Below are 14290 nucleotides of genomic sequence, written 5' to 3' on the forward strand. Positions count from 1 at the left end.
GCCCGGCCCGTCCGGGCCGGGCCGGCTGTCTTCGGTGACCTGTCGGCTCAGTGGGCCGACACGCCTGCCGCCTTGGCGGCGTCGGCGTCGGTGACGACGGTACCTCCGTCGCTCTTCACCGTGAGAGCCCCGGTCATGATGGCGACCACTTCGGCCATGGAGTGGTCGGAGGGCTTGATCAGTGCCTCGCGCCGCCCGAGCCGGTGGACATGGATCCGGTCGGCGATCTCGAACACATGCGGCATGTTGTGACTGATCAGGACCACGGGCATGCCCTTGTCGCGGACCCGGCGGATGAGGTCGAGCACCTGTCCCGACTCCCTGACGCCGAGCGCCGCTGTGGGCTCGTCCATCACGACGACGCTCCTTGCCCAGGCCACGGCGCGGGCGACGGCGACGGCCTGGCGCTGGCCGCCGGAGAGAGTCTCCACCGCCTGGGTGAGCGACCGCAGGCCGATCTTCAGATCGGCCATGTGTGCGGCGGCCTCCTCCCGCATCCGCTTCTTGTCGAGCAGGCGGAACGCACTGCCGAGGACGCCGGGGCGCCGCAGTTCGCGCCCGAGGAACATGTTGGAGGCGATGTCCATGGAGGCCGCGACAGCGAGGTCCTGGTAGACCGTTTCGATGCCGTGCTCGCGTGCGCTCTGCGGGCCGTTGAACCGGATGGGCTTCCCGCCCAGTCTGATCTCGCCCTCGTCGGGGACGATGGCGCCGGTCAGCGCCTTGATCAGACTGGTCTTGCCGGCTCCGTTGTCACCGATGACGGCGAGGACCTCGCCGGGCATGAGGTCGAAGTCGGCGCCGTCGACGGCGGTCACATGGCCGTACTTCTTGACCAGGCCGCGGGCCTGGAGGACGGGCGTCGCGGACGTATCGGTGCTCATCGCGCCTTCTTCCGGGAGATCTGGTCGACGGTCACGGCGAGAATGACGAGGATTCCGGTGATCAGCGTCTGGTAGATCGAAGCGACGCCCATCAGCTGGAGCCCGTTGCGGAAGACGCCGACGATCAGAACGCCGATGAAGGTGCCGAGGACGGCGCCCCTGCCACCGAAGAGGCTGGTCCCGCCGAGGACGACAGCGGTGATGCTGTCGAGGTTGTCGGTCTGTCCGGCCTGCGGATCGCCCACGCCGGTACGGGATACGAGCAGGAGGGCCGCGACGCCGTACACGAGCCCGGCGAGCGTGTAGACGCCGATGGTCAGCCGGGAGGTGCGGATGCCGTTCAGCCGCGCGCTTTCCGGGCTGTTGCCCAGGGCGTAGACGTGGCGGCCCCATGAGGTGCTGCTGAGTGCGTAGGCGAAGGCGAGGAACAGGGCGATGGTGACGAGGGAGCCGTAGGTGATGTCCGTCCCGCCCAGGGGGAAGGTCTCGCCGAGGGCGGTGAGCGGGGCGGGCAGATCGGTCACCGTCTGCTCCGCGGAGTAGATGTGCGTCAGCGCGAACGCCACGTTGAGCATGCCCAGCGTCACGATGAAGGGCGGCAGCGGGATCAGTTGCACGAGCAGGCCGTTGAGGAGCCCGAAGCCGCCGCAGACCACCAGTCCGAGGGCGATCGCGGCGAGCGGGGGAAGCGTTCCATGAGCTGCCGTCTTGGCGATGACGATGCTGCCGAACGCCATGACGGCGCCGCAGGAGAGGTCGATGCCGGCGGTCAGGATGATGAGGGTCTGGCCGATGGCGAGGGTGCCCACGACCATGACCTGCTGGACGATCAGGGAGAAGTTGCCGCCGGACAGGAACTGCTCGGTCGTCAGTGAGAAGAAGACGCAGGCGAGCAGGAGCGCGGCCAGAGGGCCCGCGGTAGGTGTGGCGATCAGCCGGCGGACCGCGGTCGGTCCTTTCAGCTGGCCGTAGGGTGTGGTCGTGGCAGTCATGGTGGTCCTTGCCGGTGATGGGTGCCGCGGATGCGTGCCGAAAGCCGGTACGCGAGGCGGGTGCTGGAAGTCGTCGCCGGTGCGTGGTGCCGCTGCGGGGCTCAGCCCCAGCAGTTCTCCAGGCCGTACGCGGTGTCCTTGGCGTCGATCCCGGTCTGCTCCTGGTCGGTGACCAAGGTGACGCCGGTGTCGGTGTAGCCGGAGGCCTTCTTGCCGTCCACGGCGAAGTCCGCGACGGCCTTGACGCCGAGGGACGCCATCTTGAGCGGGTACTGCTGCGAAGTGGCGGCGATCTTGCCTGCTTTGACTGCCTCGGTGCCGGTGCAGCCCCCGTCGACGGAGACGACGAGAACCTTCTTCTCCAGGCCCTTGGCCTTCAGCGCCGTGTAGGCGCCGAGCGCGGCCGGTTCGTTGATCGTGTAGACGACGTTGATTCCGGGTGCCTTCTGGAGGCAGTTCTCCATGGCGGTCTGGCCCTTGGCCTGGTCGCCGCCGGTGTCCTGGCTGCACACGATGGAAGGGTCTCCCTCGGGGACGCCGAAGCCCTTGAGGAAGCCCTCGTGCCGCTGCACGCCCACCGCGACTCCCGGGGCCAGGTCGAGTGTGGCGATCTTCGCCTCCTTGCCGGCCATGGCTGCCTTCGCATACCGGCCGATGAGTTCGCCGGCCTTGACGTTGTCGGTCGCGAACAGGGCGTCGGTGGCGTCCTGGGGCTCGGTGGGGCTGTCCAGGGCGATGACCAGTACGCCCTTGGCGCGGGCCTTCTCGAGCGCCGGCACGATCGCCTTCGAGTCGTTGGGCGTGATGAGGATGCCCTTCACGCCGGAGTTGACCATGTTCTCGACCGCGGTGACCTGGCCCGCGTTGTCGCCGTCGAACTTGCCCGCGGCGCTGACCAGTTCGACGCCGCTCTCCTTCGCGGCCTGCTCCGCGCCCTCCTTCATCTTCACGAAGAAGGGATTGGTGTCCGTCTTGGTGATCAGGCCGACCTTCACCCCGCCGCCGGAGCCGCCCTGTGCTCCGGAGCCGCAGGCCGTCAGTGCGAGGGTCGCGGCGGTGGTGCCGGCTGCGACTCTGATCAGGGTGGTAACGGCACGGTTGTTTCTGGGCATGACTGAACTCCTGCTGGTTCGGGGCGGAGCGGCCGCGCTGCCCAAAGGCTCTGCGGCGCGAGGAGATTGCTTGCTTCGGCGGTGTCATCGTTGACCTATGTCATCGTTGACACTACTTGCGGAGGATGATGGACTCCGGCTCCCGGCAACGTCAATGCCTTGACGCCGTCACAAATCCGCAAAGCAGAGCCGGCCACCGCACTTCGGCGGCGCCGGCCCTCGGCTCCCCCTCCGCGGCACGCCGCCCCCGCGCCGCCCTACCCGGAGAGAAGCAGTCATGCGCCTGCCTCAGATCACCGTCCTCGGTGAATGCGTCGCCGACGCCTTCACCGTCCCCGCACCCGCACCGGACGAGCTCGGCCTGCGGGTTCTGCCGGGCGGCGGCCCGGCGAACACGGCTGTCGCCCTCGCCCGGCTGGGCACGCCCGCCCGCCTGCTGGCCCGGCTGTCGGACGACGTGTTCGGCCGGCTCTTCCGGGCCCGCCTGGAATCGTCGGGCGTCGATCTGTCGCAGGCCGTACGCGCCGGGGAGCCGAGCACCCTGGCCGTCGCCGAGCTCGACGCGGCGGGCCGGGCGGCGTACTCCTTCCACGCGCAGGGCACCGCGGACTGGCAGTGGACGGCGGACGAACTGGCCGCGACGGACCTGGCGACCACCACCTGCGTGCACTCCGGATCGCTGGCCCTCGTCCGCGAACCCGGCGGCCCGGCCGTCGAGGAGTTCCTGGCCCGCGCCTCGGCCACCGCCACGATCTCCCTCGACCCCAACGTCCGGCCGCTGCTCGTGGCGCCCGACGTCTACCGGGAACGCCTGCCGCGCTGGTGCGCGCTCGCCGACGTCCTGCGCGTGAGCGAGGACGACTTGGAGCTGCTGCTGCCCGGTCACCCGATCGACCGGGCATGCGACATCTGGCACGCGGCGGGCGCCCGGCTCGTGGTCGTCACCCTCGGGGGACGCGGCGCGATCGCCTCGCTGGACGGTGAGCGGGTGACGGTCCCGGCGCCGCCGACCGCCGTGGTCGACACCGTCGGAGCCGGCGACTCCTTCACGGCGGGACTTCTCCACCACCTCGGGGCCAAGGGACTGCTCGGCGGCCGACTGACGGACCTGTGCATCGAAGATGTCACGCTGGCGTGTGTGTACGCGGCCAGGGTCGCGGCCCTGACCTGCTCGGTCAGCGGCCCGAACCCGCCGTGGGAACGTGAGTTGCGGCAGGCGGCGGCTTCGGTCGGGACGTAGGGCCGTGATCCTTTCCCGTTTCGGCGGCTCTGCCGGAACCATTGACGGACCGCCCCGAGCGCGCCCATCATCACTCGCCAGCGGGTGTCATCGCTGACATATGTCAGCGATGACACCGAGGTTCCGGGCCACTTCGCCGCCCGGCACTGCGAATCCCCTCGGCGTCGTGGCCCCGGAGCGGACGCGGGCAGGACGCCGCCGCCCACAGCGCAGGAGAGACCATGAGCCCAGGCCCCGCGTACCGACGTGCCCGGCTGCGCCTTGCCGCCGCGGCAGCCGCGACATGCGCGCTCGCCGTCACCGCCGTAGTCCCCCCGGCGGCGGCGACCGGCACGGCGCCCCACACCGAGATCTACCGGCCCCAGTTCCACTTCTCACCGGAGAAGAACTGGATGAACGACCCCAACGGGCTGGTGTACTTCAAGGGCGAGTACCACCTCTTCTACCAGTACAACCCGAGCGGCAACACCTGGGGCAACATGTCCTGGGGCCACGCGGTCAGTACGGACCTGGTGCACTGGGAGGAGCTGCCGCTCGCCATCCCGCACGACGACGAGGAGATGGTCTTCTCCGGCAGCGCGGTCGTCGACAACGAGAACACCAGCGGCTTCGGGACCAGGGACGACCCCGCGATGGTGGCCGTCTACACCAGTGCCTACAAGAAGGACGGCAGGCAGGCACAGTCGCTGGCGTACAGCACCGACCGGGGCCGCACCTGGACCAAATACGAGGGCAACCCGGCCCTCGACATCGGCTCGAAGGAGTTCCGCGACCCGAAGGTGCAGTGGTACGCGCCGACGAAGAGCTGGCTGATGACGGTGTCCCTGTCCACCGAGCACAAGGTCCGCTTCTACTCCTCGAAGGACCTCAAGAGCTGGACGCACCTGAGCGACTTCGGCCCGGCCGGCGCCGTCGGGGGCGTATGGGAGTGCCCCGACCTGTTCCCGCTGCCCGTCGACGGCGACAGCGGGCGCACCAAGTGGGTCCTGGTGGTGAACATCAACCCCGGTGGCATCGCGGGCGGTTCGGCCGCCCAGTACTTCGTCGGCGACTTCGACGGCACCCGCTTCACCCCGGACGACGACGGCTCGTACACGCCTCCCCCCGGGCATGTCGTACAGGACTTCGAGTCATCCGACTACGGAAGCTGGACCACGACCGGTACGGCCTTCGGTGGAGGACCGGTCCCCGCGCCGGCACCCGGCTCTTCGGGCACGAGCGGCGTCGAGGGCCGGGCGTTCGTCGACAGCTTCCACGGTGACGACGCCGAGACCGGCACGCTCACTTCACAGCCGTTCACCGTGGACAGCGCGTACCTCAACTTCAAGGTGGCCGGCGGCCGTCACCCGCACGTCCCCGGCTCGGTCCTGGGTGACGCACCGGCGCCCGAGGGCACGGTCCTCGCCGACTTCGAGCAGGACGGCTACGGATCCTGGACCGCCACCGGCACCGCCTTCGGCAACGGCCCCGCCGCGGGAACGCTCCCCGGCCAGCAGCAGGTGTCCGGGCACACCGGCGACCGGCTGGTGAACAGCTTCCTGGGCGGCGACTCGACCACGGGCACGCTCACCTCGCCCGAGTTCACCGTCACGGCGAAGTACCTCAACTTCCTCGTCGGCGGCGGCAGGCACCCGTCCGGAGCCGAAGCGCCCACCGCCGTACGCCTCGTCGTCGACGGCCGGACCGTACGCAGCGCCACCGGCGCCGACTCGGAGGCGCTCAACTGGGCCTCCTGGGACGTCGGCGACCTCACCGGCCGCAAGGCGCACATCGAGGTCGTCGACGAGAACACCGGCGGCTGGGGGCACATCCTGCTCGACCAGGTCATGCTCTCCGACAGCCCGGCACGGCCGCGTTCGACCGAGACGGCGGTCAATCTCGTCGTCGACGGCAAGGTCGTCCAGAGCGTGTCCGGTGCGGACAGCGGAAGCCTGGACTGGGCGTCGTTCGACCTCCGCGCCCACCAGGGCGAGCAGGCCGCCGTCCAGCTGGTCGACATGAACAAGGGCGGCTGGGGCCACATCATGGCCGACCACTTCGTCGCCGCGGACGAGCCCGCGACCTCCAGCGTCCAGCGGGCCCACTGGGTCGACCACGGCAAGGACTACTACGCGGCCGTCTCCTGGGAGGACGCGCCGGACGGCAAGCGCCGAATGATCGGCTGGATGAACAACTGGCAGTACGGCAACAGCATCCCCACCTCTCCCTGGCGCAGCGCGCAGAGCATCCCTCGAGAGATGGCGCTGCGGACCGTGGACCGGCGGATCCGGCTGACGCAGCAGCCGGTGACGTCCGTCCGATCGCTCCGTACCGGGCAGGCTGTCGGTGTCCGCGGGCTCACCGTGACCGACGGCTCCACGCCGCTGGCCGATGGTCGGGCGGACGGAAAGTCCCTCGACCTCGAGGCCACCTTCTCCGTCGGCGACGCGGAGCGCTTCGGGCTCAAGGTTCGTACCGGTGAAGGGCAGGAGACCGTCATCGGGTACGACACGAAGACCCAGGAGCTGTACGTCGACCGCACGAAGTCGGGCGCGGTGGACTTCCATCACGACTTCCCCGGCGTCCAGCGCGCGCCGCTGGCTGCCGAGGACGGCAAGGTCAGACTCCGGATCCTGGTCGACTGGTCGTCGGTGGAGGTGTTCGGCGGCGACGGCCAGGCCGTGATCACCGACCAGATCTTCCCCGCTCCGGACAGCGACGGCATCCAGGTCTTCGCGGAAGGCGGCTCCGTCGGCGTGGACCGGATCAAGGTCTGGCAGCTGCGGTCCTACCGCGACTGACGCTCACGGCGAAGCGGGCGGGGCGGCGACCGCCCCGCCCGCTTCCCGTCGCACCGGCCCGTGCCTGGCCCGTGAAGGGGAAGGCCTTTGCCTCGTCGCCGACATCGATGAGTTCGAGCCTGCGTACCTCGCCGTCACCGCCGTCGTGGTGGGTGCCGGTCCGTGCGTCGACGCAGGATGATCACAGCAGCCAGGATGCCGAGGACCCAGGCAATCAACAGGGCGCCCCACAGCGGCATGGTCACCTCGGGGACGAGCAGGCGGATCTTGACGCTCTCGCGGTTCTCGAAGATGAAGACCAGCGCGATCGCGGTGATCAGAGCGAACGGTGCGAGGCGGCGGACGCCGGGGCGGGAAAGGAACGGTGTATGCGGCTGCTGGTCGTCTGTTCTGCTCCGAGCCATGAGATCCCTCTCCATCAGGTGGCTCCGTCACCGGCTTCCCCTTGCGGCACGTTGCTTGCCGCAAGGGGTCGGGACGCGTGCCACGGCACGTCGGGCAACGGGCTCCCTTGCTCTCTCAGAGGTTCGCCCCGGGCGACCGTGGCGGCCTCACCCGCAGAGGGTCATTCGGACACAGGGCAAGTACCGCCGGGGAAGGTGCGGCAGGGCGGTTGTGGCGTGCTCGGCCGCCGGACGGACTCGCGCCTCAACAGACGGTCCTGATCGGCCCCGTCACCGACGAAGCGCACCTGTACGGACTGCTCGCGCGCCCGCGGGCCCGGCATCACCCGGCCCAGGGGACCCGCTGGTGGCCGTCGCGCGTGACGGGTCGCAGTTCACCCTTTGATGCTCACCCCGCCGTCGCGCGATCGCAAACGGAACCGCAGGTCGCCGGCCCCGCCCCGGCCTGCGGCGGGGAGGGCCGGCGGCACGGGTCGGATCCCGATTCAACCAGCGACTTCGCGCGGCTCCCGCCCGGGATCGACGTCTTCTCGCTCCTCGTCGGCTGCTCACCGCGTACCGGAGTCACATGTGGTGAGTGCTGCGGCCGCCGGTGCCCCCTGTCGGGCCGAAGTCGTCCGTGTGGACCGTGCACAGTCCCCAGATGACGAGGGCGTACAGGGCGATGGCCACGATCGACCAGACCGGGTAGTACGGCAGCGACAGGAAGTTGGCGATGATGAGCAGGCCGGCCAGTGCCACACCGAGGACACGCGCCCAGGCGGCGGCCTTGAACAGGCCGAGACTGACGATGATTGCCAGTGCACCGATGATCAGATGCAGCCAGCCCCACGTGGTGAGGTCGAACTCGAAGACGTAGTTCGGGGTGTTGACGAAGACCTCGTCCTCGGCGACGGCCATGATGCCGCGCAGGACATCGAGGACTCCGGCGATCAGCAGCAGGACGGCGGCGAACACCACCAGTCCGCTCGCCACCGCTGTCGACCTGTGGGTGTCCCGCTGAAGAGTACTGGTCATGGTGCCTCGATTCGGGTTCTCGCCGGCGATCGGTGCTGAGCACACGGCCCGGCGTGGCGGCGACCGGGAGTCAGCGCCGAATCGCCTTCCTGGCGGTGGACCTGTCCGAGATCCGCCGCGCGAGCCGATGCCGGCTCACGTGCAGTCATCATGGTGCGTGGGGCGCGAAGGCGCTTCACCCGCAAGGGGTGAGTGATGGGACAACGACCTGTGACCCCGGCACTGTGGCCCGGTGTTCACCGCGGAGCGGTCCCGCCCCACCGGCGACGCGCCCTTTCCGATCACGAATTCCCAGGACGTCGCAGAGCCGGCGCGACGAGCCATACAGAGACGAGGCGTTCGCAAGGGTGCCGAGCTACGGGGGCGTCGCGTGCGCGGCCCCTGATGGCCGCGGTGGGGTTCGTGAATCACCCGGGGCGGGTGATGGCGTCGCCGGTGTGCGTGCCGAAGCTGGGGCAACGACCGGTGCCGCACTCCGGCAGGCACCGCAGGGCCACGAGGAGTGACGATGGACAGCCATCTGTTCCTGGCGTACGACTACCCGGTGCTCGGCGCGTTCTGGACCGTGATGTGGATCTTTCTGTGGGTGATGTGGCTGCTGCTGCTGTTCCGCATCATCGTCGACGTCTTCCGCGACGACAGGATGAACGGATGGGTGAAGGCGGCCTGGTTGATCTTCGTGCTCGTCGTGCCCTTCCTCGGCGCGCTGGCTTATGTGATCGTCCGAGGCAGGGGTATGGGCGAGCGGGAGCTGCATCACACCCGGGAGCAGAAGGCCGCCGTCGACGCCTACATCCGCGAGACTGCGGGAGCCCGCAGCAGCACGGACGAGCTGGCCAGGCTGTCCGAGCTCAAGGCAAAGGGAGACATCACCGAGTCGGAGTTCCAGAAGGCCAAGGAGAAGATCCTGCACTGACGCGGCGTCGGCCGCAGGACCCTGCTGTACGCCGGCGTACGCAGGAGGTCCCGCAGCCGTTCCGCCTCGTCGGACTCCGCGGCTGTGGGGAGGGGGCTCCGGCGCCGTCGTGGACCGTCCGGCAAAGCGCTCCCTTCGGGTCCCGCTACGGGAGCGGCGCCAGGGTCGGCCGACCGGACGAACCCCACCCGCTGATCCGGTCGGCCTCCAGCGGTTTCCGCGGCCCGCTGTGCCCGCCGACACCACTGGCAAGGCGTCAAGCGCGAGCTCCGGGAGAGCGGTGCGTCGCCCGTACCGCCCGTCAACGGGTGACTGGGGCCGCGACGGTGGCGACGAGGTCCGGCGTGGAGCGACGCCGCCCCGGGGACCGCGCCGAGGAGCAGGCCGGGCTGGGGCAGTTATTGCAGTTCGCTGAAGCGTTCGGTGTCCCGGGTGCGGCCCGCGACGATGATGGTGTCGTCGGCACGGACGACGGTGTCAGCCGTCGCGTAGGTGAAGCCTTCGCCCGGGCGTTTGATGGCGACGACGGTCAGGCCGAAGCGGCTGCGGATGGCGCTGTCACCGAGCCGCTTGCCGATGACGTCCGCGGGCGGATTGGTCTTGGCCATGGCGAAGTCGTCCTCGAACTCGATGTAGTCGAGCATGCGGCCACGCACCAGGTGCGCCACGCGCTGGCCCATGTCGTGCTCGGGGTAGACGACGTGGTGCACGCCGAGCTGGGTGAGGATGCGGCCGTGGGCGTCGCTGATCGCCTTGGCCCACACGTCCTGGATGCCGAAGGAGACGAGCAGCGAGGCGGTCAGGATGCTGGCCTCGAGGTCGCCGCCGATGGCCACGACGGCGCGGTTGAACTCGTGGACGGCCAGTTGCCTCAGTACGTCCTCCTTGGTGGAGTCCGCCCGAACGACATGGGTGAGGGACCCCGACAACTGCTGGACGACCTCGCCGTTCTCGTCGATGCCGAGGACCTCGGCGTCCTCGTCGACGAGCTCGAGCGCCAGGGCGCGACCGAAGCGGCCCAGACCGATGACCACGACGGAGTCGTTGTGGGCGCGGCGGGTGAGGTGGCTGCGTTTCCTAGCCAATGACGGGTCGCTCCTCGGGCAGGTCGTACAGGCGGACGCGCCGGCGCAGGGCGAGCGCGGAGGCCACCGTGATGGGTCCGAGGCGGCCGATGAACATCAGCACGATCAGCAGGACCTGTTCGGCGGAGGGCAGATCCGCGGTGATACCGGTGGACAGGCCGACAGTGGCGAAGGCGGAGATGACCTCGAACAGTGACTGGTCGAGGTTGATGTCGGTGAAGACCATGAACACCACCGTGGATCCGACGACGGCGGCCACCGACAGCAGCACCACCGTCAGCGCTTGGCGCTGGGTGTCGCCGTGCAGACGCCGGTGGAAGATGTTGACCGCGCTCTCACCGCGTACTTCGGCGTACAGGACGAAGAACAGCACGGCGAAGGTGGTGACCTTGATGCCGCCCGCAGTGCCGGCGCTGGCGCCGCCGACGAACATCAGGACGTCCACGCCGAGCCAGCTCGCGGGATTCATCTGGGCGGTGTCGATGCTGTTGAAGCCCCCGGAACGGGGCATCACGCCCTGGAAGAAGCCGGCCAGGAGCTTGCCGGGAACGTCGAGCGGTCCGAGGGTCGCCGGGTTGGTCCATTCGATCCCGGTGATGAACGCGCTGCCGCCGACCAGGAAGGTCGCGCTCGCCCACATCACGATCTTGGTGTGCAACGACCACGACATCGGCCTGCGCCAGCGGCGCCGGAGCTCGAACAGCACAGGGAAACCCAGACCGCCGGCGATGACCGCGCAGGCGATCGGCAGGCAGATCCACGGGTCGGTGACGAACCCCATCAGGCTGTCCGAGTAGAGGGCGAAGCCCGCGTTGTTGAACGCGGAGACCGCGTGGAACACGCCCAGCCACAGGGCCCGCGGCCACGAATTGTCGTAGCCGGTGGCGAAGCGCAGCACCAGCACCAAGGCCGTGACCGCCTCCAGCAGCAGACTGACCTTGACCACGCCGAGGACGACCGACCTGACCTCTCCCAGCCCCAGTGTCTTGGTCTCGGCCACCGCGGTCAGACGGGCCCTCAGCCCGAGCCGCCGGGAGACGAGAACCACCAGCAAGGAGGCGAACGTCATGATGCCCAGGCCGCCGAGCTGGATCAGGCCGAGGATCACGACCTGCCCGAACCCGGTCCAGTGCCCCGGGGTGTCGACCACGCTCAGCCCGGTCACGCACACGGCGGAAACCGACGTGAACAGGGCTTCGAGCAGACTCGCGCCGCCGGGCCCTCTTCTGGCCACCGGGAGCATCAGCAGCGCCGTACCGAGGCCGGCCGCGACCGCGAACCCGGCCACGACGACCTGTGCGGGATGCCGCAGACGCGGCCACCGCCGACTCACCACGGCAGCTCCACACCGGCGCCGGAACACGGTTCGATCGCTCGCACCGGACGACGATAGCCATCCAAACGCGATCTTTACGCGAACGCCGCACTCTCATACGCGGCCCTGACGTCGTAGCGCCACCGTGTGCGTGGTGCCGCCCCTACCGTTGCGTCATGCCTCGTTCGCACACCCGGCCGAAGACCGCAGACCCTCCGGTGACGTCCCACGGCCAAGGGGTTCGGCAAAGTCCCCGGAGAGAGTGTCCGTGACCGACCGCCGCATCCGATGGGCCGTTCTCGCGCTGACCTTGACCGCGACGGCCCTGATCATCGGTGGCTTTCTCGCCCGGACCGTGTGGCTCATCGGCATCGGCGCCTGGCTGGTGATCGCTGCCTTCCTGCTCGAAATGATCTACCGGCCGGGACGGTATCCGGGCGAGCGGTGACCGAAAGGGGGCGGCGCGCCGCGGACCGGGCTCGGACCGTGCGAGTCGCACGAGCCGGGCGGCGCGGTTCTGCCCGGCATGCCGTCGGGCACGGCGAGGACGGTCAGCGGCAGGCTCGCGGCCCGGGGCGGCAGGGCATGGCCCGGCCGGGCGAGCCGCGGAGCAGCACGGCCCGGGGCGGCGCCCGGCTCTCGGCTCGCCCACTCCGGATCAGGGCCCTAGCGGCCGCGCAGCAGTCCTCTGCGGAGGCGCTTCAGGAAGGGGACGTGCGACAGGTCCCGCTGCGGCGGGCGGTCGGTGCCGCGGAGCGGCACCAGCGGCATCAGGTAGCGCATGCCGGCACTTTCCATCGCGCAGAGCGGCGCTCCGTCGGCGCCTTCCACGGGGGCGAGCAGGATGCGGAACGGACGCGCCGGATCGCCGGGCAGTTCGGCGGTGAGCGCCGTGGTGTCCTTGCCGAGTCTCCTCCGGTACGCCACCACCTTGCCGTCCACCAGCACTTCGGCCTCGCCATGTGCGCGGCGGACCTGAACCGTGACGGAGTGGCCGTCCTGGTCCAGGTGAAAGCGCCAGCCGCGCGCCATGAAGTGCCTCCTGCGTTTGCCACGAGACGCTGTGGTCCCAGCGTAAGCAGGCGGAGGTCCGCAGCGGAGCGGCGGGCTCCAGGACCAAGAGACCGTGACGGCCGGGTTCGCCTTCCGCACAGCCCGTTTCGACGACATGGGCACCAGGACCGAGGAAGCCCGCGGCATGGTGGTGGGGAACGGCACGGCCGTTCATGGTGGCGTGGCGATCACAGGACCGACCGGTGCGGAATCCGGCCGGTCGCGCCGCACGGAAAGCGCAGCGACCCGTGCGCACGGGCTGCGGCACGGACCGCCCGACCTGTTCGAGGTGGCTGCTTCGTCCGGGCGCAGGACATGCGGGACACTCATGCACTGCCGACAACCCCTGTCCCATAACCTTTGGGTGAAGACGTCAGATGCCCTGTGTATCCACTGCGAGGAGGCAAGGGTGCTCGGAAGGGGCATGCGGTTGCTCGCGGGCGCCGCGATCGTGGCCTGCGCGGTGCTCATCGGCCTCGGTGCACCGAGTGGCACCCTCTTCGCCGGGCCGACGCCCGCCGAAGCCGTCAAGGACGTCGTACCGAACCGGGTCATGACGTGGAACATCTGCAACCCCTGCGACACGAGCAACGTCGACCGGGCAGCGGAGATCGCCACGTACGCGCCCCAGGTGATCGGCCTGCAAGAAGCGTGCGTGCGTGACGTCGAGAGCATCCGGGACCATCTGAGGCGCCGTCACGGGCTGGTGTACCACGTCGAGTACGGCTCGGTTCTCCAGAACTGGGGCCGCTGCGGTGGAGTGCCGTGGAGCCCGGGGGCCTACGGCCAGGCGGTCCTCTCTGCGGCACCGATGACGGACCGCGTCAGCGTGGAATATCCCGACGGGGGATCCGAGGACCGCGGGTACATGGCGGTCACCACCATGGTGGGCGGCAAGCCGGTCCGGGTCTTCAACACACACCTCGCCGAACGACGTCAAGAGGCAGTCCGGGCAGATCAGACCGGCGTGATCGCCGCCCAAGTGGCCCGGCACGACCGCGCGATCGTTCTCGGCGACTTCAACGCCGTGCCGGACGCGCCCGAGATCACCGGGATGCAGGCACTCGCCTCGGATACGGACCCTGAGTGCCTTCCCTCGTCCCCCGGCGCCTGCGAGGCCACCACCGACTGGCAGCGCAAGTTCGACTACGTCTTCCTGCGAGGCATCACCTCGCTCGAGCACGGTGTGCATCCCACCGCGCACTCGGACCACCACCTGCTGCACGCCGACCTGGACCTCGCTTGAAGCGGCATCCCCGCGGGCCCGGCCTCGGCGACATCCAGTGCAAGAACTGGTGACACCACGGCAACCCGTCGCCGCCGCCCCGCCGTTCGATCCACGCCGGGCGGCACCGACGTCGACACATCGAGCTCTCGAATGCCCGCACGTGCGGCAGGGAGATCGGACAGGAACCCGCGAGCCGTGATGATTCCCCGGTAGCCGGCGGTCGTACTGTCGAAACCGTTACAGAGGAGGACTGCTGATGCGCAG

The 14290-nt window shown here is 69.6% G+C and carries 13 protein-coding genes; 5 read left to right on the forward strand and 8 right to left on the reverse strand.

Annotation, left to right across the window (positions count from 1 at the left end; genetic code table 11):
- Positions 1 to 47: 47 nt before the first annotated feature.
- From MDN94_RS26520 to MDN94_RS26530, 3 genes are all read right to left on the reverse strand, one after another.
- Positions 48 to 884, reverse strand: coding sequence for an ATP-binding cassette domain-containing protein (locus MDN94_RS26520; protein WP_482728417.1), 837 nt, complete (start codon positions 882 to 884; stop codon positions 48 to 50).
- Entirely contained in the window at positions 881 to 1876 is a 996-nt protein-coding gene (locus MDN94_RS26525; protein ID WP_482728418.1) for an ABC transporter permease, read from the reverse strand. Before MDN94_RS26525 ends, MDN94_RS26520 begins: the two co-directional genes overlap by 4 nt.
- A 101-nt stretch (positions 1877 to 1977) precedes the next feature.
- Positions 1978 to 2988: a substrate-binding domain-containing protein gene (locus tag MDN94_RS26530; RefSeq protein WP_482728419.1), complete on the reverse strand. Its 1011-nt coding sequence runs from the start codon at positions 2986 to 2988 to the stop codon at positions 1978 to 1980.
- Positions 2989 to 3265: 277 nt separating this feature from the next.
- On the opposite strand from MDN94_RS26530, the gene MDN94_RS26535 reads away from it, so the two are divergent.
- The gene (locus MDN94_RS26535; protein WP_482728420.1) at positions 3266 to 4228 is read left to right on the forward strand and encodes a carbohydrate kinase family protein; all 963 of its coding nucleotides are present in this window, start codon (positions 3266 to 3268) and stop codon (positions 4226 to 4228) included.
- Between the two features lie 221 nt (positions 4229 to 4449).
- Positions 4450 to 7008 carry a GH32 C-terminal domain-containing protein gene (locus tag MDN94_RS26540; protein WP_482728421.1) on the forward strand — a complete coding sequence of 853 codons (2559 nt, stop codon included), beginning with the start codon at positions 4450 to 4452 and terminating at the stop codon, positions 7006 to 7008.
- 134 nt (positions 7009 to 7142) lie between these two features.
- On the opposite strand, the gene MDN94_RS26545 is transcribed toward MDN94_RS26540, so the two are convergent.
- On the reverse strand, positions 7143 to 7412 hold the full coding sequence (locus MDN94_RS26545) for a LapA family protein (protein ID WP_482728422.1): 270 nt from the start codon (positions 7410 to 7412) through the stop codon (positions 7143 to 7145).
- 564 nt (positions 7413 to 7976) lie between these two features.
- A complete protein-coding gene (locus MDN94_RS26550) occupies positions 7977 to 8429 on the reverse strand; it encodes a DUF7144 family membrane protein (RefSeq protein WP_482728423.1) in 453 nt (150 codons plus the stop codon).
- Between the two features lie 508 nt (positions 8430 to 8937).
- Here MDN94_RS26550 and MDN94_RS26555 point away from each other — a divergent pair.
- Positions 8938 to 9345: an SHOCT domain-containing protein gene (locus MDN94_RS26555; RefSeq protein WP_482728424.1), complete on the forward strand. Its 408-nt coding sequence runs from the start codon at positions 8938 to 8940 to the stop codon at positions 9343 to 9345.
- 398 nt (positions 9346 to 9743) lie between these two features.
- On the opposite strand, the gene MDN94_RS26560 is transcribed toward MDN94_RS26555, so the two are convergent.
- Both MDN94_RS26560 and MDN94_RS26565 read right to left on the reverse strand, forming a co-directional pair.
- Complete coding sequence (locus MDN94_RS26560) at positions 9744 to 10430, reverse strand: potassium channel family protein (protein WP_482728425.1); 687 nt, start codon at positions 10428 to 10430, stop codon at positions 9744 to 9746.
- Complete coding sequence (locus MDN94_RS26565; protein ID WP_482728426.1) at positions 10423 to 11766, reverse strand: TrkH family potassium uptake protein; 1344 nt, start codon at positions 11764 to 11766, stop codon at positions 10423 to 10425. Before MDN94_RS26565 ends, MDN94_RS26560 begins: the two co-directional genes overlap by 8 nt.
- Before the next feature lie 247 nt (positions 11767 to 12013).
- Between MDN94_RS26565 and MDN94_RS26570 the strand changes: the two genes are divergently transcribed.
- The gene (locus MDN94_RS26570) at positions 12014 to 12193 is read left to right on the forward strand and encodes a hypothetical protein (RefSeq protein ID WP_482728427.1); all 180 of its coding nucleotides are present in this window, start codon (positions 12014 to 12016) and stop codon (positions 12191 to 12193) included.
- 218 nt (positions 12194 to 12411) lie between these two features.
- Here MDN94_RS26570 and MDN94_RS26575 read toward each other — a convergent pair whose 3' ends face one another.
- The gene (locus MDN94_RS26575) at positions 12412 to 12777 is read right to left on the reverse strand and encodes a hypothetical protein (RefSeq protein ID WP_482728428.1); all 366 of its coding nucleotides are present in this window, start codon (positions 12775 to 12777) and stop codon (positions 12412 to 12414) included.
- Positions 12778 to 13222: 445 nt separating this feature from the next.
- Here MDN94_RS26575 and MDN94_RS26580 point away from each other — a divergent pair, with 445 nt between their 5' ends.
- Positions 13223 to 14044 (forward strand): endonuclease/exonuclease/phosphatase family protein, encoded by an 822-nt coding sequence (locus MDN94_RS26580; protein WP_482729091.1) that lies wholly within the window; start codon positions 13223 to 13225, stop codon positions 14042 to 14044.
- Positions 14045 to 14290 lie beyond the last annotated feature (246 nt).

Source organism: Streptomyces sp. WAC00040 (assembly GCF_056835925.1).

What these genes read in the sequence shown, in the direction of transcription:
- MDN94_RS26575 (WP_482728428.1), bottom strand. Translation starts at nt 12,777, where the DNA reads ATGGCGCGCGGCTGGCGCTTTCACCTGGACCAGGACGGCCACTCCGTC.
- MDN94_RS26550 (WP_482728423.1), bottom strand. Translation starts at nt 8,429, where the DNA reads ATGACCAGTACTCTTCAGCGGGACACCCACAGGTCGACAGCGGTGGCG.
- MDN94_RS26535 (WP_482728420.1), top strand. Translation starts at nt 3,266, where the DNA reads ATGCGCCTGCCTCAGATCACCGTCCTCGGTGAATGCGTCGCCGACGCC.
- MDN94_RS26530 (WP_482728419.1), bottom strand. Translation starts at nt 2,988, where the DNA reads ATGCCCAGAAACAACCGTGCCGTTACCACCCTGATCAGAGTCGCAGCC.
- MDN94_RS26555 (WP_482728424.1), top strand. Translation starts at nt 8,938, where the DNA reads ATGGACAGCCATCTGTTCCTGGCGTACGACTACCCGGTGCTCGGCGCG.
- MDN94_RS26525 (WP_482728418.1), bottom strand. Translation starts at nt 1,876, where the DNA reads ATGACTGCCACGACCACACCCTACGGCCAGCTGAAAGGACCGACCGCG.
- MDN94_RS26520 (WP_482728417.1), bottom strand. Translation starts at nt 884, where the DNA reads ATGAGCACCGATACGTCCGCGACGCCCGTCCTCCAGGCCCGCGGCCTG.
- MDN94_RS26545 (WP_482728422.1), bottom strand. Translation starts at nt 7,412, where the DNA reads ATGGCTCGGAGCAGAACAGACGACCAGCAGCCGCATACACCGTTCCTT.
- MDN94_RS26540 (WP_482728421.1), top strand. Translation starts at nt 4,450, where the DNA reads ATGAGCCCAGGCCCCGCGTACCGACGTGCCCGGCTGCGCCTTGCCGCC.
- MDN94_RS26580 (WP_482729091.1), top strand. Translation starts at nt 13,223, where the DNA reads ATGCGGTTGCTCGCGGGCGCCGCGATCGTGGCCTGCGCGGTGCTCATC.